General features: G+C 42.1%; 20 protein-coding genes. 6 read left to right on the top strand and 14 right to left on the bottom strand.

All coding sequences use genetic code 11. The features are described from left to right. Window positions 1-30: 30 nt before the first annotated feature. Both M917_RS04470 and M917_RS04465 read right to left on the bottom strand, forming a co-directional pair. Entirely contained in the window at window positions 31-624 is a 594-nt protein-coding gene (locus M917_RS04470; RefSeq protein ID WP_021813587.1) for a c-type cytochrome, read from the bottom strand. Between the two features lie 91 nt (window positions 625-715). After that, window positions 716-988: a hypothetical protein gene (locus tag M917_RS04465; RefSeq protein ID WP_021813586.1), complete on the bottom strand. Its 273-nt coding sequence runs from the start codon at window positions 986-988 to the stop codon at window positions 716-718. Window positions 989-1,548: 560 nt separating this feature from the next. On the opposite strand from M917_RS04465, the gene M917_RS04460 reads away from it, so the two are divergent. From M917_RS04460 to M917_RS04445, 4 genes are all read left to right on the top strand, one after another. Then, on the top strand, window positions 1,549-2,256 hold the full coding sequence (locus tag M917_RS04460) for a heavy metal response regulator transcription factor (RefSeq protein WP_021813585.1): 708 nt from the start codon (window positions 1,549-1,551) through the stop codon (window positions 2,254-2,256). 1 nt (window position 2,257) lies between these two features. Beyond that, window positions 2,258-3,736, top strand: coding sequence for an ATP-binding protein (locus M917_RS04455; RefSeq protein WP_040641904.1), 1,479 nt, complete (start codon window positions 2,258-2,260; stop codon window positions 3,734-3,736). An 82-nt stretch (window positions 3,737-3,818) separates the two neighbouring features. Beyond that, window positions 3,819-4,820, top strand: a complete 1,002-nt coding sequence (gene ahr, locus M917_RS04450; protein WP_021813583.1) for an NADPH-dependent aldehyde reductase Ahr — start codon at window positions 3,819-3,821, stop codon at window positions 4,818-4,820. Between the two features lie 95 nt (window positions 4,821-4,915). Continuing rightward, window positions 4,916-5,197, top strand: coding sequence for a LysR substrate-binding domain-containing protein (locus M917_RS04445; protein WP_021813582.1), 282 nt, complete (start codon window positions 4,916-4,918; stop codon window positions 5,195-5,197). A gap of 143 nt (window positions 5,198-5,340) precedes the next feature. Here M917_RS04445 and modB read toward each other — a convergent pair whose 3' ends face one another. The 12 genes from modB to surE form a co-directional block, all read right to left on the bottom strand. After that, a complete protein-coding gene (modB, locus tag M917_RS04440) occupies window positions 5,341-6,048 on the bottom strand; it encodes a molybdate ABC transporter permease subunit (protein WP_040641901.1) in 708 nt (235 codons plus the stop codon). A 47-nt stretch (window positions 6,049-6,095) separates the two neighbouring features. Next, complete coding sequence (gene modA, locus M917_RS04435) at window positions 6,096-6,956, bottom strand: molybdate ABC transporter substrate-binding protein (protein WP_021813579.1); 861 nt, start codon at window positions 6,954-6,956, stop codon at window positions 6,096-6,098. Further along, entirely contained in the window at window positions 6,949-7,413 is a 465-nt protein-coding gene (locus M917_RS04430; RefSeq protein ID WP_406621819.1) for a molybdenum cofactor biosynthesis protein MoaE, read from the bottom strand. The genes modA and M917_RS04430 overlap by 8 nt, the downstream gene beginning before the upstream one ends. Window positions 7,414-7,489: 76 nt before the next feature. Further along, complete coding sequence (locus M917_RS04425) at window positions 7,490-7,771, bottom strand: MoaD/ThiS family protein (RefSeq protein WP_021813577.1); 282 nt, start codon at window positions 7,769-7,771, stop codon at window positions 7,490-7,492. A 77-nt stretch (window positions 7,772-7,848) separates the two neighbouring features. Further along, window positions 7,849-8,370 (bottom strand): cyclic pyranopterin monophosphate synthase MoaC, encoded by a 522-nt coding sequence (gene moaC, locus M917_RS04420; protein WP_021813576.1) that lies wholly within the window; start codon window positions 8,368-8,370, stop codon window positions 7,849-7,851. A gap of 24 nt (window positions 8,371-8,394) precedes the next feature. Then, window positions 8,395-9,105, bottom strand: a complete 711-nt coding sequence (gene mobA, locus M917_RS04415; RefSeq protein ID WP_021813575.1) for a molybdenum cofactor guanylyltransferase — start codon at window positions 9,103-9,105, stop codon at window positions 8,395-8,397. Continuing rightward, window positions 9,098-9,628, bottom strand: coding sequence for a molybdenum cofactor biosynthesis protein B (moaB, locus tag M917_RS04410; RefSeq protein ID WP_021813574.1), 531 nt, complete (start codon window positions 9,626-9,628; stop codon window positions 9,098-9,100). The genes mobA and moaB overlap by 8 nt, the downstream gene beginning before the upstream one ends. Before the next feature lie 88 nt (window positions 9,629-9,716). After that, entirely contained in the window at window positions 9,717-10,817 is a 1,101-nt protein-coding gene (gene moaA / locus M917_RS04405) for a GTP 3',8-cyclase MoaA (RefSeq protein ID WP_021813573.1), read from the bottom strand. Between the two features lie 268 nt (window positions 10,818-11,085). After that, the gene (locus M917_RS04400) at window positions 11,086-12,381 is read right to left on the bottom strand and encodes a molybdopterin molybdotransferase MoeA (RefSeq protein WP_021813572.1); all 1,296 of its coding nucleotides are present in this window, start codon (window positions 12,379-12,381) and stop codon (window positions 11,086-11,088) included. Between the two features lie 335 nt (window positions 12,382-12,716). Next, window positions 12,717-14,021, bottom strand: coding sequence for a lytic murein transglycosylase (locus tag M917_RS04395; RefSeq protein WP_021813571.1), 1,305 nt, complete (start codon window positions 14,019-14,021; stop codon window positions 12,717-12,719). 95 nt (window positions 14,022-14,116) lie between these two features. After that, window positions 14,117-14,926, bottom strand: coding sequence for a peptidoglycan DD-metalloendopeptidase family protein (locus tag M917_RS04390; protein ID WP_021813570.1), 810 nt, complete (start codon window positions 14,924-14,926; stop codon window positions 14,117-14,119). A 173-nt stretch (window positions 14,927-15,099) separates the two neighbouring features. Next, complete coding sequence (surE, locus tag M917_RS04385) at window positions 15,100-15,951, bottom strand: 5'/3'-nucleotidase SurE (RefSeq protein WP_021813569.1); 852 nt, start codon at window positions 15,949-15,951, stop codon at window positions 15,100-15,102. Window positions 15,952-16,391: 440 nt separating this feature from the next. On the opposite strand from surE, the gene M917_RS04380 reads away from it, so the two are divergent. Both M917_RS04380 and M917_RS04375 read left to right on the top strand, forming a co-directional pair. Further along, entirely contained in the window at window positions 16,392-16,826 is a 435-nt protein-coding gene (locus M917_RS04380) for an MCR_0457 family protein (protein WP_040641897.1), read from the top strand. A gap of 436 nt (window positions 16,827-17,262) precedes the next feature. Beyond that, window positions 17,263-18,429 (top strand): D-alanyl-D-alanine carboxypeptidase family protein, encoded by a 1,167-nt coding sequence (locus M917_RS04375; protein ID WP_021813566.1) that lies wholly within the window; start codon window positions 17,263-17,265, stop codon window positions 18,427-18,429. Window positions 18,430-18,571 lie beyond the last annotated feature (142 nt).

The following is an 18,571-nucleotide window of genomic DNA, read 5'->3' as shown; positions in this document are numbered from 1 at the left end:
TATTTTAGTGATACGGTTTTTATTGAATAACTAGTGCTGCATTTCAGAGCCATCTTCCGACATATCCATATCTCCATCAAAGCTCATTTCCATAATGTCAGTATCTATCCTAGTGGTTAGCATCGTGTACTGGGCTTCATTTAATTCAGGTAACGATCTAATGAAAGCCATCATCGCCCACATCCTGTCGTCGTCGTGAGACGCACCCCATGCTGGCATTCCGGACGCCATGATCCCGTGCTTAATCGCCCAAAATCCCTGCTGTGCGCCAGCTTTTGTTTGATAGCGCTCAACCACATCAGTGTTGGTAAAGTTGGGCGGTTTAGGGTATAGACTTGTGCTAAAGTCGGTGCTTTCTACCCCAGGAGATAAGTGACAGCCTGCACACATATCTTTATAATCCGCACCGCCTGTACTGATCATATCTACTTTTTCTAGGTTTGGAACGATGATGTCCTTGCTAGCATTCGCTATTGAGCGCGTGCGGGCGGTCTCTAAAAACTTGTAGACCAGTGGACTATGGGCTTGATCAGCGCCAATATTTATCACACCACTAGTCACTACCACAAAAACACCTACAATAGCGACAAAGACAGCAAAGAGTATTCCTAGTAAAAACTTCATAGGCTCATCCTAAAAATCCATTTTTATTAATACCCGATTACCCTTTGATAAAAATTACCTAACAATAATCATGAGTGTATAAAGTGAATCGTTAAGAGTTGCTATCACTTGTCACACAGTGTTTTTGGTACATCTGTTTCATTTTACCCATATTAGCCATCATTGCTTTCATGGCAGGATCATTCATATCCATCTTGCTATGATCCATTTTTTCCATCATTTGCATGTGTTTTTTCATCTTTTCACAATTCATTTGGTCTTTCTCAGCATGCATTTTTGGGTCATGTGCCATTGCTGAGGTTGAAACGATCAAAGCTATGGCAGTTGCTGTGATTGATTTAGACAGTAATTTAAATTTTGACATAACTAATTCCTAGTGGTTGGACTAAAGTCTGTTGCGTACAATGGCTCTTAAACCAGTCTAAATGGTACGTTATCTATTCTGACTGACAGATGACGCTAAGATTACAATGCTGTCATACTTCTAATTTCGTATTTCAATATCGCAGATAATCTTTTAGTATTACTTATTACTTATTACTTATTACTTATTACTTATTACTTATTACTTATTACTTATTACTTATTACTTATTACTTATTACTTATTACTTATTATTTATTACTTATTACTTATTACTTATTACTTATTACTACCGTATTTTTTCACAAAATACTTTTCAGATTGCAGGTGTTGGTCTTGATGTTGAACCTAACAGGCGACTCTGGCATCGATATAATCTTTCATATGCGCACTAGAAATCTGCGGATCATTGTTATCTAAGTTTTTTTGCAAAATTAGTCACTGCATCACAATTATTAGGAACAGAATCATCTAAGTTTGCGGTATGCGCATTAGCCACTGACATGCCGAGTAACATCGATACTGCCAGTGATGGCTAATATCATATTAAATGGAGAAGTCATGAAAGTTCTGTTGGTAGAAGACGAGTTAAAACTTGGAGAATATGTAAAGAAAGGATTAACGGAAGCTGGCTTTATCGTTGAGCATCAACTTACTGGTTTAGATGGCTATCATGCCTTAATGACCGAAGAATTTAGTGTCATCGTGATGGATGTGATGCTACCTGACGTTGATGGCTTTGAGCTGGTGCGCAACTTTCGAGCAACTGGTAATAACACACCAGTTCTATTTTTGACGGCTAAAGATGACTTAAGCGACAAAATTAAGGGCATTGAAATCGGTGGGGATGATTATTTAACCAAACCTTTTGCCTTTGCAGAGCTGATTGTCAGAATAAAAAGTTTGCTACGTCGTGCCAATCAATCTGATTATAAAAGCTCTGTGATACACATCGCTGATCTAAAAATGGATATTGCTAAACGCATCGTACATAGGCATGACAAAGCAATCAAACTAACCGCAAAAGAATTTGCACTTTTACAGTTTTTTTTAGAACGTCAAGGCGAAGTATTGCCACGCTCTATTATCGCCTCTCAAGTATGGGATATCAACTTCAGTAGTGACACTAACGTCATTGACGTGGCTATAAGGCGATTGCGAATAAAAATTGATGATGGCTTTGATGTAAAGCTGATACATACTGTACGAGGAATGGGCTATCGATTGGATGTAGTAGATACTAGCAATAGCGGAGACGACTCTAAATAGAATGAACTATAAATTTACAAATCGGCGCTGGTCACTGCTATGGCGAACTATTTTCTTGCTGACAGTGTTCGTTATTATCTCTCAGGGCATTATTTATGCGTGGGTGCAGCGCTCTGTCAGTGGACACTTTGAGCAAATGGACTCAGAGATTATTACCCATGCAGCTTTTAACCTACGCAAACGTATGATTAATTTGGACGACCAAATAAAACCACTGACAGTTTCAAAGTCCCAAGCGCTAATTGATGATAATCACTTGCACTCTTCTTGGCTAGATTATGACTTAAAAACCTTGATATCAGATAGAAGTGGCACATTATTATCCAGCGATCCCAGTAATTTCATCCATGATCTACCCGCTGATTTTAGCTTATTACCACTATGGCAGGAATATCACGATCAGCAGTTCATGATCAAGATAAATAGCAGGCATTATCGAGCAATTATCATTACAAACCAAGAGGTTTTGGCATTTATTGCCCTACCTATCGATGTGCATCATCAATATCTTATCCAGTTTAATCGCCAACTGAGTTTAATACTCATCGCTATCACATTATTATTGGTTTCAGTAGCGGCATTAAGTGTGTATTGGGGCTTTGCTCCTTTGGCTACCATCGTACAAAAAATGAAAGGCATAAATCTTCAAAGGTTAGATGAAAGAGTTGTGGTTGGTGATATGCCGTTAGAATTGCGTCCGCTAGCGGAGTCTTATAATTCGATGATGGTCAAGCTTGAAAGTAACTTTGAATCATTGTCACGTTTTTCAGATAATATCGCCCATGAGTTACGTACGCCAATAGCGACGCTGAGTACGCAAACGCAAGTCATGTTAACTAAGCCAAGAGAGGGCAACGAATATATTGAGCAGTTGCACCATCAGCATGATACGTTAGAGCAATTATCTGCTATGATTAACAATATGTTGCTACTGGCAAAAACTCAAAAAGCGCTAAGTGATTCGCAAATCAGTCATGTCGATACCGAGAGCCTGATCTCAAAGCTTATAGACTATTATGAAATGATTGCCGAGGATCGTGAGATAGTTTTTGAGAAATCAGGTGATTTTAAAACAGTACTAGGAGATGAAGGTTTATTGCAACGGTTGTTTGCCAATCTGATGTCAAATGCGATTTATTATGCAGCTAGTGACAGCGCTATCTTAATATCTGCTACCGTTATCCCCTCAATTACTTCGCCTAATGCTGCAAAAGCCGATATTCAATCTTCAAAGCAGCCATGGTTAAGAATGTCTATAATCAATCGTCTAGACAAACCACTCGATCAGATTGAAGCCACTAGGCTGTTTGAACGCTTCTATCGTCATGATAAAACGGGCAATCAGCATTCAGGGTCAGGTTTAGGATTGTCTATCGTTCAAGCTATTGCTAATGCTCATAAAGGAAAAGTGAATATTACCATCAAAGATGAGTATTGTTTTGAGGTTACTATAGAATTGTTAATGCCTAAAAAAGTCTAATAATAAGTTTGAGCGATACTCTGAGCACTCAATCATTAAATATATATAAATTCTCACCAATAACAGAAAACAAGGAATAACTATGATTAATGCCTATGCAGCAACAGAAAAAGGTGGCAAGTTCACGCCTTATCAATACGAGCCTAACACCTTAGGCGATCACGAAGTAGAAATCGAAGTGCATAGCTGCGGTATCTGTCACAGTGATTTATCCATGTGGCAAAACGAATGGGGCATGACTCAGTACCCGTTTGTCGGTGGACATGAAGTTGCAGGAAAAGTGCTGGCCAAAGGCAAGCATGTCAAACATCTTGAATTGGGCGACAAAGTCGGACTTGGCTGGCATAAAGGGTATTGTAACGTCTGCGACCTATGTATCGGTGGAGACCACAACCTATGTCCTGAACAAGAAGGTACCATTATTGGTAATCATGGCGGATTTGCAGATAAAGTACGAGCAAAAGATACCAGTGTGATAAAAATCCCTGAAGGCCTTGATTTTAATACTGTAGGACCATTGCTGTGTGGCGGCGTGACGGTGTTTAACCCACTGATGCAGTACGATATCAAGCCCACCTCTAGAGTGGCCGTTATTGGTATCGGCGGTTTAGGGCATCTTGCGCTCCAGTTTGCCAACGCATGGGGATGTGAGGTAACGGCTTTTACCAGTAGCTCAAAGATGGAAGAGGCAAAAGAATTGGGTGCTCACCATTCCCTAAACTCAAGAGATGATAGCGAAATCGAAAAAGCAGTGGGTTCTTTTGATTTAATTATATCAACAGTAAATGTCGATATGAACTGGGATCTCGTGATTAAGACCTTAAAGCCAAAGGGCAAACTACACTTCGTTGGTATATTAGAAGCACCGCTAGAGATAGCGACCGCACCAATGATTATGGCTCAAAAAAGCCTATCAGGCTCGCCAGTTGGCTCACCGTCAACCCTTCGCAAAATGCTAGATTTTGCCGCTCGACATAATATTCAACCAGTCACCGAAACGTATAAAATGTCTGAGATAAACGAAGCATTTGAAAGACTAGAAAGTGGCAACGCTCGCTATCGAGTGGTGTTAGAAAGAGACTAGATTTAGCTATCAGTCGCTAATCTCAATCATAGTAGTGATACGTCATCTCATAGATGGATTATCACTACCTTTTTTATGTGTCGTAAACCTATAGCATGATTTATGACACTTTCAACAATTTATTCCATGTTCATACAAACATAAAAGCCGATAGTGGCGAGACATTAAGACAGCTTGCTTTATGCGGGACAGGTATCGCTTGTTTATCAGATTTTATGATCCATCAAGATGTCAAAGAAGGACGTTTGATTCAACTTTTGGTTTCTAGTACGATAAAAATACAGCGACCTATCAGCCTTGTTTATTATAAAAACAGAAAACTATCAGAACGTGTCAGCTCTTTTGTTGAATTTTTAAAGGTAGAGATGACACTCTAAAAGGCTAATTGCCTTTAAGGGCCAATTTACTATAGTGGGCGTATCATAGCTCCCCTACTTCTGCATTAGTTGCCATTGTTGTTTGCAATTTTTTTGACAGTGGCTGCTCAAGCTGAACGGCTACTAACCTGCCGCTGATCGCTTTAATTCGACGCACGCTGACTCATTCGACTGACACTAGCAATCAATGCAACCATGACGACTCCCATGATAATGAGAACGCCAGACATCACATGCGCTGCCTCATAATTCAACGCCTCAACTTGCTCATATATCGCAATCGATACTACCTTCGTTTCCCCCGAAATACTACCGCCTATCATTAGCACCACGCCAAACTCACCAATCGTATGGGCAAAGCTAATCAAGCTGCCCAGCACAATTCCAACACGCGCTTGCGGTAAAGCCACGCTGATAAAACGCCTGAAAGAACTGGGCTCTAATAGATGAGCAACCTCCATAACACTTTGTGGAATGCGCAAAAACTGGGCATATACAGGTTGAATATAAAAAGGCAATGAGTAAATAATAGAGCCAATAACAAGACCTTCAAAAGTGAAGATCAATGGGCTAATGTTATGTTCACCAAGCCATTGACCAATACCCACACTAGGACTTAGTAACAATAAAAGATAAAAACCTATGACGGTAGGAGGCAAAACAAGTGGCATAGCGATAATGCCCATGAGCATAACTTTAAGGCGGGCGACAGCTTGTTTGCGACTGGGTTTCGCAAGCCAGTACGCCACAGGAGTTGCAAACAATAATAAGCATAAAGTAGTAACACTAGCGAGCTTGATACTTACCCAAAACGGACTCAGCATATCTGACATAAGAGAATGGTCTATCATAATGTCATTGCTCGTCTTATTGGTAGAGGTGATACTTTATTCAATTATTAAACTGGCAAATATCCTGCTTGCAAGAAATGCTGTTGCCCTGCTTTTGAGCGTAGATAATGCGTAAAATCTATCGCAAGGTTGCTATCACTGATTACGATGCCGTCTTGTAAAATTTCAGGATAGGATACTGGCGCTAAAGTAATAAATTGCTCAGGTTTGGCCTTAATCGCTATGACTTGTGATTGGGCGACCAGACCATAATCGACACTACCTGTATGCACATATTGAAACGCCTGACCAATATTTTCCGCTTGTATCAAACGTTTTTGTTTGTTCAAAATAGGATAAGTATTTTGCGATTGTAAATACGCCTTTGCAGATGCTCCATAAGGCGCAAGTTCAGGATTCGCAATGGTCACCTTACTGTTGATATCGCTTATAAATACGTTAGTCAGCGACGCTGTATTGAGTTTATCCAGAGGCTTCGTGATGCTATATAGCGCCAATTGACCTCGCGCATAAGTAAACGGACTGTAGGTAGCGTCATTTTGGTGAGCAACATTGTTTTGACCAGTAGCGTTAACTGCCCTTTCTTCAGCGAGCTTAGCAGGGAAATCCTGATTGGCCGACAAAAATACATCATAAGGCGCACCCGCTTTAATTTGTGCGTATAACTTCCCTGATGAAGCATAAGTCACTTCTACATGCTGTTCAGGGGTATTTTTAGAAGCCTTATAATCATCGATTATTTTCGGCAGTACATCAGACAAATTGGCAGCAGCAGCGATACGTAGGGTTTGAGTCTGCTCAGAAGAGTTGTTGGCAGTAGGTACGGTATTGGCACTATTTTCTTGCGTACAGGCGCTTAATAGCAATAGACAAACAAAGAAAGAGGTAGCGACTGTTGGCTTAACCATTGTTGCTGAGCCACTTAGAAGAATCATCCTCGTAATATTCTTGTTTCCAAACTGGAATATCGGCTTTAATGGTGTCCAGTATCCAGCGGCAGGCGTCAAATGCAGGATAGCGATGGGCAGAAACCACCCCAACCCATATGGCCACATCGCCAACCTCTAACGCACCGATACGGTGTATCGCAATGGCATGTGTAATCTCAAAACGCTTTTTGGCTTCTTCTATAATGGCGCGCCCTTGATTAAGTGCTAAATCTTCATAGCCATAGTAAGTCAGACGCTCAACGCTCGTGTCATTATTATGATTGCGTACTCTGCCTTCAAAACACACAAATGCGCCGCAGCTATCATCATCGAGTGTTTTTTTAAGTCGACTTTCATCAATATCGATATCTAACAGCGCAAAACCATCACGTGCAGCGATTTTATACACGTCATCAACGCTACGCTTGATGGTCATAGAATGGCCATGGACGTTATCTGTCATTTGTTCTCTCTATTTGTCATTTTTTTAATATAAAGTTTTCTGCTAAAAATTAGCCACCAGCGACTGGCGTGATAAACACCACACTGTCGCCATCACGAATGGGGTCTGTCCATTTAGCAAAGTAATCATTTACCGCCACACGTAACTCTGACTGCGGACGACTAAAACGATGCTTTTGACAAAGCTGCTCATACAATTCTGTTAATGATGTCGACTGCTGTATGGTGACCGTCTCTTGTTGGCAGTTGGCTTCATCCGCTAGGCTCGCGAAATACAGAACATTAATATTCATCGTTGAGTCGGTATTTGTGTCCATATCAATCGTACGCATGAAACCCTCCACTCTCTGTCAGCTGTCCAGCTTGATACTCATCATGTTTGCTATCGTTAAAACGGCCATTTGTCTTGCTAAGCATGTTTATAATCTGACTTGCCACCTGTCTTATTAATAAGACGAACATTATCAATAACGATATCATGTGACAACGCTTTGGTCATATCATAAATGGTCAAGCAGGCAATGCTAACAGCTGTTAATGCTTCCATCTCAACCCCAGTCTTGTGCGTGACTTTAACAATGGCACTGACGGCAATGCTGTTAAGGGCGTCGTCATAATCAAAGGTTAAGCCAATCTTATCTAATGGCAGAGGATGACAAAGTGGAATCAAATCGTGGGTGCGCTTGGCTGCCATGATGCCTGCGATATGTGCCGTTTGGGTGATGCTGCCCTTTTTGGTCATGCCATCAGCGGCTTTGATTTGCTGATAAATCTCGCTAGGAAAGCGAACTTGTCCGACAGCAGTAGCCTCTCGCGTCGTTGCGGTCTTGCCACTGACATCAACCATGGTGATATCGCCATTACTGTCTAAATGCGATAAGGCAGATTGATTTTCTTTCTGATTGCTGGTCTTTTGACTGTCAATATTCATTTATAGTTTCTCTCGTAGACCTTTTTATAAATCACTCAAAGCCACACAGGCACGCGTAAAATCTGTAGGCGTATTAAAATTGGTCAAGTCTTGCCAGTTTTTTGCAAATGGCACAGACTGTACAATGGGCGTAATAAACGACATGACCCTACGCTGATCACGATCAATATATACCTTTAAATCAGGCTCCACACTCAATCGATAAATGCCTAACAATGGGTATAAATGACTATCATCGGTTAAACAAATCACTTTTTTATCCACCGCTTGCGTGATTGATTCCTGTAGCTTTTGCCACAAATCCGTAGCAGGAATTAAGCTATCACAGCTAATAGCCAACAGCCAAGATGACTGATTCTGTCTTAAATTGCCTGAGTTATTCATATTTAGCAATGTTTGCAGCGCTGATTCAATCGCAACCAATGCACCGCCATTACCACCCTGCTCATCGCTTTCATTAGCCTCGTCATTACTAGGCTCATAATCTGCAATGTAAGAAATAGGCGAGCACGGTTTTTTTAACATCAGATCTGAATGAATACCAAAACCACGCTCATTATCTGCAATCATAATGGGCACATTCAGATCTAACGAATGACGAACATGATAATCCAGCAAATGCTCGCCTGTCGGTAAAATAAGCCTCGCTTTGGGTGTTCCCATTCGTCTAGATGCACCGCCCGCCAAAATAACCACTCCTGCCAAGCTGTTTAAATCATTTGATATATCAGTCATGGCTAGGATTTTGCGCCATAAAATGTGGCACAAAGTTACATGGACGAGTACGGCTATCGAACTGCTCTTTTAGGATATTTTCCCAACCCGTACGGCAAGCGCCAGATGAACCCGGCAAGCAAAATATGCCAGTGCCATTCGCCATGCCAGCGACCGCACGCGACTGCACAGTTGACATGCCAATCTCGTCTTTTGAGATTAAGCGGAACATCTCGCCAAAGCCATCGATAGATTTATCAAACAACACTTTAACAGCTTCTGGCATACTGTCTCTAATAAAGAATCCCGTGCCACCAGTTGTTATCACCGCATGAACATTGGGATCGGCAATCCAACCACTGACAACCGCTCTTATTTGATAAATATCGTCAGTAATAAGCTTGCGGTCTGCAAGATGATGCCCAGCTTCCGTTAGGCTGTCTGCCAGATACTGTCCCGAAGTGTCCTCTGCGAGCGTACGACTGTCAGACACGGTCAATACAGCAATATTAAGAGGGATAAATGTTGCAGCGGGCTTGCTCATAAACATTCCTTATTAGAGTTTTTATTCCGTAAAAATTTGATGGTCATTGGCTTTCACTCACCATAAAGAAACCTATCAACCAGTGCGTTTAGCCGCCAATGATGGACAGATTGTGCATGATACCGCTATCTGAGTCATGTAGGTGATGATGCTCAGGCTTAATCGGCATAAAGCTGTGTAAGGTATTGACCAACCCTTCAATATCATTCTGCTGTAGATACTGACGAATATCATAATTGCCTTGATCGAACAAACACAGATGTACTTTGCCTTGGCTGCTCACCCGCAGACGGTTACATGTATCACAAAAGTGTGCAGCATAAGGCGCAATCATGCCGATGCGACCTAGGTAATTCGGATGACTGTATTCTACTGCTGGACCATCAGCGCTACCGCGTTCATGTGACTGCCAGCCGTGTTCTAGTAGATAGTCGATGATACTATCAGACTGAGCATGCTGAGCAAAAAACAACTCACTGTTGTCACTGGTCTGCATAAACTCAATAAACCGATAGGTGACGGGTCTGTCTTTCACGTAGTCGATGGCATCTATCAGGTTTTTAAAGGCAGTTTCTGCCATCAGAATACTGTTTATTTTAAGTTTGATATCTGTGGTCGCAAGCAGTGTATCCATATCAATGAGCAACTGTGGCAACGTATCAAAGCCCGTCATTTTATAAAAGGTCGCGGCATCAAAGCTGTCCATACTGATGTTGAGCTGATCCAATCCTGCTGCTTGCCAGCTGGCCACATGCTTGCCAAGCTTATAGCCGTTGCTGGTCATGGCCACAGTTTCGATGCCATCAGTTTGTTTGATGGTTTCAATGATTTTGACGACATCACGGCGAATGGAGGGCTCACCGCCAGTGATTCTAACCTTTTTCGTCCCTATCTGCGCAAAACCACGTATCAAGGTGGCAATCTCAGGGACGCTCAGCTCATCATCAGGTCGCTTGCCTTGATAGCCATTTGGGAGGCAGTATTCACAGCGAAAGTTACAGAAATCAGTAATGGATAGACGCAGATACGTCAGACGACGGGCAAATCCGTCGGTCAAAGGCTCATAGTGTTGGACGGCTTGCTCTGTAGGCGCGACTACAGACGATGTTCTGTAACCATCTAATGTATCAAGCATGGATGTAGGCGAATACCGTTGGGCACTGCCTATTTCAAAGTTGTCATCACTCATAGTTTATTGCCATTAGTATCACTTGTTATAATTGATCCACTTTAAAAATGTTACGGTTCTGCTGGTGTGAATTTTATGAAGCATCTGTCACGCTTGCGAACAGCCAGCGAGGAAAATTTATACCGGTAGAACATAATGAACGCATGTACCATTTTCATTCTGGATTGACTATATCAGCATTACTTTATTATTCAGGTTTAACCTACCATTTTAAGGTTGGTTTTCCATTTTTCTGTAGTCATCTTATAGTAAATTGGCAAACGATAAATTACGTGTATAACCAAGGAAAGGGTTGTACCGTCACCATACTGTTTGCCGAAACATTGCCACTGTCTTTGTCTAAAACGACAAAACAATTAGCACGGCTAAGCTGCTTGATTCGATGCGATTGCTGACCTGAGAAACATTCAACTTGATAATCGCCTGCTTCGTTTTGTGACAAAAATCCGCGCTGGAAATCTTTGCGCCCAACTGACTTTTTAATATTATTAATGAGCGCGGCTTTAAGGTTCAGCTGTATGGGCTGCTCCACTAGTAGCGCACCTGACATCTGCCACAGTGCTGGTATGACAAACTGTAATGCGCCAACTACCGTAGACAGCGGATTGCCCGGTAACCCAAAGTACAACACGGGCTTATCGATTCCTTTATTTAATTCACCAAACACGAAAGGCTTGCCGGGTTTCATCGCCACTTTATAATGATTAATCTGTCCTAACGTATCTATCACCGTGGTCAGAAAATCATAGTCGCCGACAGATACGCCAGCCGTCGAAATCAAGACATCACAATCGTGCATGGCTTCATTCACAGCGGTCATCGTCTGATCTAAGTTGTCAGGAATGATGCCGTAGTCACGAATATTGATCGGTAGATTTGACAGTAGGCTTTTAAGCGTTGGCGTATTGGAGTTGTATATTTGCGCCAAACTTGTAAGTTCATTGCCAATGGCGACGAGCTCATCACCCGTCGCTAATATTCCGACGGTCAGTGGCTCAAACACTTTAACTTGGCTAATACCTAAATTTGCAAGCAAGCTAATATCCGTAGGATTGAGACGTTTTCCTGCTAACAAAACCGCTTCGCCCGATTCAATTTCTTCGCCTTGTTTACGGATATTGTCATCAATTTGAGCGGCTTGTTTTAAGATGATTGAATAAGGTTGTGATTTATCAAGCGTGTCTCTAATCTCAGAAAAATTGGTGTTTTCTTGCATGATAACGGTATCGCAGCTATCTGGTACCACTGCGCCGGTAAAGATACGTACGCCCTGCCCCGCTACCATCTTCCCTGTGTAAGCACTACCCGCTTGTGATTCTCCAATGATTTCGATCACACTGTCTTTTGCCAGCTTGCTACCTCGATTAATGGCATAACCATCCATCGCAGATACGTTTTGTCTTGGTACATCAAACGGTGAAGCGATATCTTGAGACAATATTTGATTACAGCTTTCTAGCAAATCAAAGGTAGCGATCACTCTGTTTTTTAGCGAAAAATCATTATTGTTATAGTCATCTATACGTTGCTTTATTGCAAACTGTAATTCTTCCATGGTAATCATAGGACACTCTTTTTGTCATCTTAGTTATTAGTTATTAGTTATTAGTCGTTTTAATTATTCGTATTGAAAAACACCTTACCTAGAGTTTATCACTCATACTATAAATTTTCTTGTACCAATACCCTATCGTAAAGTTTGACACAATAAGTTTTCTTGTTTACAGTTTTGGTAAATATCAACAAAGCAATAATATCATAAAGCAAAAAAGCACCTCGACAAGGTGCTTTTTTGTTGTACTTATTAAGATAATCGTCTCAATGATAGCAGCTAAAAAACTTACATAAAACGACTTATTATAAACATAAATGACCGAACAATAATGCCAAAAACCTATTTCACCACGACGCTAATGATGAGGCACTACGCTGAGTGATAAAACCGTCTGGAGTTTGGCCATTATCTGCTTGCCAGCGCTGAAATGCCATGCGTGTATTAGTTCCCACAATACCATCGGCGCCCTTTGTATCATAACCTGAGCTGGTCAAACGCTGCTGTAAATTGCGCACTTGAGCCGTCGATAATGGACGCTCATAACGTGGCCATGATGTCTGCAACCCACCTTGCCCAGCAAGTGCTTTACCCAATAAACTGACACCTAGCGCATAACTTGAAGAATTGTTATAAACCTTGATAGCATCAAAGTTTGGACTGAGCAGTAGCACTGGACCATCCTTGCCAGCTGGCAACCACAACTCCATCTGTGTATTGGCATCCAAGTAGACATCGGCTATCGTATCCACACCCATAGCTGCCCATCTAGCCGCAGGTTGTTTACTGCCCGCCACTGAATAATCGAATGAAGCAGGCACAGTCACTTCATAAAATGGTGCTAAACCACGAACCCAGCCTGAGTTGCTCAGGTAGTTGGCAGTAGACGCCAAAGCATCACCCGTTGCCCACGGATTGCGATGACCATTACCATCGCCGTCTACGCCTTGTTTGAGCCACGTATCAGGGATAAACTGAGTCTGCCCCATGCCGCCCGCCCAAGAGCCATCAAGCTGTGACCAAGACACATCGCCACGTTGTAACAATGTAGCAAGCGATAACAACTGAGTTTCGGCAAACTCTTGACGACGACCGTCATAAGCCAAACTTGCAAGCGAGCTTGGAATACTACTATTACCCGTCACCACACCGTATGAAGACTCCATACCCCAAATCGCTGCAATTATTTCTGCATTAACGCCATATTGTGATTCTAACTGCGATAAAAAGGCGCGCTGCTCGGCAAACTTGCGCTTACCAGTGCTTACTCGACCGTCTGATACAGCAGAATCAACATACTCCCAAGGCATTTTAGAAAATTCTGGCTGTCCTGAGTCTAAAGAGATAATCTGCTGATTGAGGTAAGCTGAATCGAGAAGACGGCGAATAGTGGCGGCATCGTAACCTGACGAAATCGCTCGCATAGAAAAGTCTGACTTCCAATCAGAAAAACTGTTATAGCTTGGCTTGGCTATTGGCTGCGGCTTGACTACTGGACGCGGCGTTGGTTTCACTTGAATGGTTTGGGTTTGCGTAATCTCAACGTTGCCTTGACGAACAGGTTTACTCTGCTTTTGCATGGCTTGTTGGCTCGTACACCCGACCATTACTAAGGCAGGAAAAAGGGCAATATAGCGTGTTTTTAACATCATAAAAAGTCTCAGGTGTGAATAAGTGAAATCGCTCAAACAAAGCAGTTTTGATAATGCCAAAAAAGCAGCCAAGCAATCAAAAAATTGCCTCAGATTTAACGACCCAGTACCGCACGTGGATCAATAGGATTGCCATTTAAGCGCACTTGAAACTCTAAGCCCACTTGGTTGGTTTGGCCACTGCTTCCCATATTTGCGATACGCTGACCTCGTTGTACCGTGTCCCCTTCTTTGACAAGCAGCTGGCTATTATGAGCGTAGGCCGTAATATAATTGTCGCTATGGCGAATCATAATGAGGTTGCCATATTCTGGCAGACCATTGCCTGAGTAAAGCACCGTTCCAGATTGGCTGGCCAGCACTGGATCACCGACGTTACCAGCAAACCCCATACCCATCGTGCCAGCAGCTGCATCAAAATTGCGAGTTACTTGATTGCGGCTTGGGTATTCATAACCTGAAGTGGCATTGGCAGTCACTTCGTATGCAGGGCTTGATGAGCCAGTCATGGGCGCGCTGGTCATAGGAGGCGTATATGTTGGCTGTGACACTATTGGTGAAGATGTATTATAGCGATTATTATCAGCGCTCGTCGCGGATGTACCTTGCCATAGCTTAAGCCATTGACCGCTATAAATGGTATATTTACTGTCTAAGCCATTGAGCGCACCAATTTGACGGTAATTGATACGATAGCGCTCAGCAATTTGACTGACCGTATCCCCGCGCTGTACGCGATGATAGTTAGGAATACCTTGAGCATTGGTAATAATCTTTGGCCCAGCTTGATTGGGTGATTGATAAGTGGGTTTTGTTGCACAACCGACCATCGTTAGCGTTGCTGCTGTCATAGTACCAATCAATACCATTTTTACACATCGCGATCCAGTCATAAGCTTTTTCATACAAGATTTCCTATTCTCTATGTTACTCACAAACCCCTTGTGTTACTCACAAGCATTTTGCTAACAGTTATATCGTTTAGTATTTGGTAAATACTATCAAAAAAAGACCTGATATTATTTACCGATTCTCATCGTTGTTACCAGTAATGCAACTCACCTCTAAAGCAGCTAACTTATAATGCTAATTCGGAGAGCTTATCCAGCGAGGCAGCTGGCGTATGATGCAATCGTACTGGTGATAGGCTTACGTAACCTGCCGTGATTGCTCGGTAATCCGTCATTTCTGGCACTGATGCAGTCCCTGCGGCGTCCAGCACTACCTGTTGTGACAAAAGTGGCTCGGGTGAACTGTCTAACGGCATCTCATGCTGACGTTTGCGCAGCGACAACCAATACGCATCTCGCCCACGTGGATCGACCATATGATGCACAGGACGGGCAATCTGACTGTGCCCCAAAGAGGTTATTTTTCGACCTCTGATATCATTGGCACTATCAACATCAGGAATATTAACGTTTAATACGTGATAGGGCAAATTTTTGCAAATATCCAATATTGGTGTTTCTGTGAGTAATTTAACAATCTCATCTGCCGCTATTCGATAATGACTGGCTTGTTCCTGCACTTTACCTTTGACACCGCCACCCACTAAGGAAGTCGCAATAGCGGGTATACCAAAAAGCTGCGCGGTCAATGCCGCCCCAAAAGTGCCAGAAAACATAACATCTTGACCGAGATTGGCACCTGAGTTGATCCCCGTAATCACACAGTCAAAACGTGTGTGACGATACAACTCATGTAACGCCAAATAAATACAATCAGCTGGTGACCCATTCACCACCACAAAACCAGAGTCCAATTGATGCATGTATAAGGGCGTTGAGATACTCAAGGCGCTAGCGCAGCCACTCTGCTCGTTATTTGGCGCAACCACCGTCACTTCTCCGATCGTAGACAATGCCTGATACAATGCCAATAAACCGGGCGCATACACTCCATCATCATTACTAATTAAAAATTTCATGTTTGCTCAATATATTTATAAATGACCGTCTGTCCACTTATACACTTTATTATCATAAAGTTGCTATAATCAGACCCGAAAATGCTAGCTAAAGTGTAACTATATTTTGGGCGATTATACCTCAATAACATGCTGACACGAACCCAGCTCCTTGCTTAGAATTTGCTCGTTATTTTTTTTGACTCAGTATTTTTTAGTGTGATTATCACATCTGTAAGGCAAAAATATAGTGCATCACGTTACAATAGGCAACAAGGTACAACAATATAAACTTATACTTTTATGCTGACGTAACTTATGAGTCTATGCTACTGATATGTTGCTAAAAAATAGCCTTGGCTCACAAGAAATCTACACATAAATCAATATTTTATGTGACTTTTGTTTTTTTACCCATTAACATATCACCATTAAATAAAGATAAGCGAGTGTAATGCTGAATGAAAAATCAATCGATATTATCTATAGTTTCTGTAATAGCAAAAACCGCATCAAAAGTCGGTTTTGCAGGATTGATAACGTCTGTTGCCATGTTGTCGCAAGCCTCTCTTGCAGCGAACGATTCGGCGACAACCATACCCCTAGACATGTCTGGCATTAATATAACCAAACATGAAATTGCGGTGATGCAAGTGCTATCAGAAATATGTCCACCAATGCTGAATGGCAAACAAAAACAACGCTTTTATAAGTCTTATACCGTACAGCTTCATGAGTTGATGCCGTCTTTAGAAGACCCGAAAGCCGCGATTCAATACCTATCAACTCAGCAAGATTATCGCCAAATACTCCAAAGCATTCGTAGCTGGACGATGGGATTCTCAAAACAAGAAAACAAAGCACTATGCCAAGATTTAGCAGATGCTGAATATTGATGCGATGGTATTATCAGTTTTAAGGTGTTGCGCTGGCTTTATAAAAGACAGCTTTATCTGATTTATTGAGTTGCTGTAATAAAAAGCTTGTTGGCGTCCTGTCTTAAATCACAGGATAACAGCAAGCTTTTTTATGGCTGGCACATATGTCGTGAGCGAAATACTGAGTATCTGCCGACATGAGTAAGCATCTGATATATTATTGCTATTTATTTTTAGTCCCGTCCTTTTTTTTGCATTTATCGATTCCCCATCGGTTGTCATTTTGCTAAGATAAGGCGTTAATTTTATGTCTGTCGCTTGGCTGTCATTGCTTGCATTATCATAGTGTTTGCAAACATGATGTTTGAGATCTGCCGTTTATCATAATGGATGAGATTGAGTACGGCGCACAAGCGATAGATACATTTGGTTCCATGATGCGGTGTAACGATATATGACAGTAAAGCGTGTAAAAAAACAGTTTGTACAGCTGGTAGTTGGTGTGAGTATCTCTATGAGTGCAGTGATGGCAAACGCAGCCATACAGCCGCCAGAGATGGACAATACCGCCTATGTATTGATGGACTATAATACTGGTGAAATTTTGGCTCAAAAGAACGCCAATGAGTCACTACCACCAGCATCTCTCACAAAAATGATGACCAGCTACATCATTGAGCAGCGCTTAGCATCAGGTGACCTCAAAGAAGAAGACCAAGTATTAATGAGTCCAAATGCTTGGTGCCGCGGTAGTAGCAGTCAATCTTGTATGTATGTTCCCGTCAATAAAACGGCCAGCGTCATCGATATGCTACGCGGTATCATCATTCAATCAGGTAATGATGCTTCAAAAGCAATGGCTGAACATATCGCTGGTAGTGAGGCTTCGTTTGCCATCTTGATGAATGAGCAAGCAGAAAAGCTGGGCATGGACAACACGAACTTCGTCAATTCAACCGGTATGCCTGATGAAGGTCATGAAGCCTCTGCCTTGGATTTGGCCAAGCTTGCCCGCGCTATCATAAAAAACAGCGGCGATTATTATGAGCTTTATGCAGAAAAAGAGTTTACCTATAACGGTATTACCCAAGGCAACCGTAATGCCCTGCTCGCTACCGACCCTACCGTTGATGGTCTAAAAACAGGTCATACTGACGCCGCTGGCTATTGCTTGGTTGCTTCAAGTGACCGTGACGGTATGCGCTTGATTTCTGTCATTATGGGCACAGACAGCCAGCAAGCTCGTGCAGATCAATCACGCGAACTGCTTAACTGGGGCTTTGGTCATTTCACGACCGTTACCAAAGCACCTGCAGGACAATTCGTTAATAAAATCCCAGTATGGTTTGGGGAAGCAGATGAAATAGAACTCGTAACGGGTGATAATTTGCAAATCCTAACCAGCAAAACGCAAAAAAATAAAATTACGACGGTGGTTGATATTCCTGAAAGCTTAGAAGCGCCTATCAAAAAAGGTCAAGAGATTGGCAAAATGATGGCGGTTATCGATGGAAAAGCTGTCGCGTCAGTGCCGATTATAGCGACTAGTGATATCGAGCAGTCAGGCTTTATGAGCCGCACTTGGCAACGTGTGGTACGCTGGGCACAAAACCTATTTTAAAAAGTAAAAAACTCGTTTCGTAACGAGCTGTCTATCAAGTATGTTATTAAAAAAGACGCCTAAAAATTGGGCGTCTTTTTTCATGTTGTATAGTCAGATCAATATAGAAGGAAGTCAGCGGGATTGGTATAGTTTTTCTATA

Origin of the sequence: Psychrobacter aquaticus CMS 56 (assembly GCF_000471625.1) — a bacterium.
In the GTDB taxonomy this organism is placed as follows: Bacteria; Pseudomonadota; Gammaproteobacteria; order Pseudomonadales; family Moraxellaceae; genus Psychrobacter; species Psychrobacter aquaticus.
The sequence above is the reverse complement of the archived record's forward strand: the minus strand, read 5'-3'. Positions and strand labels throughout refer to the sequence as shown.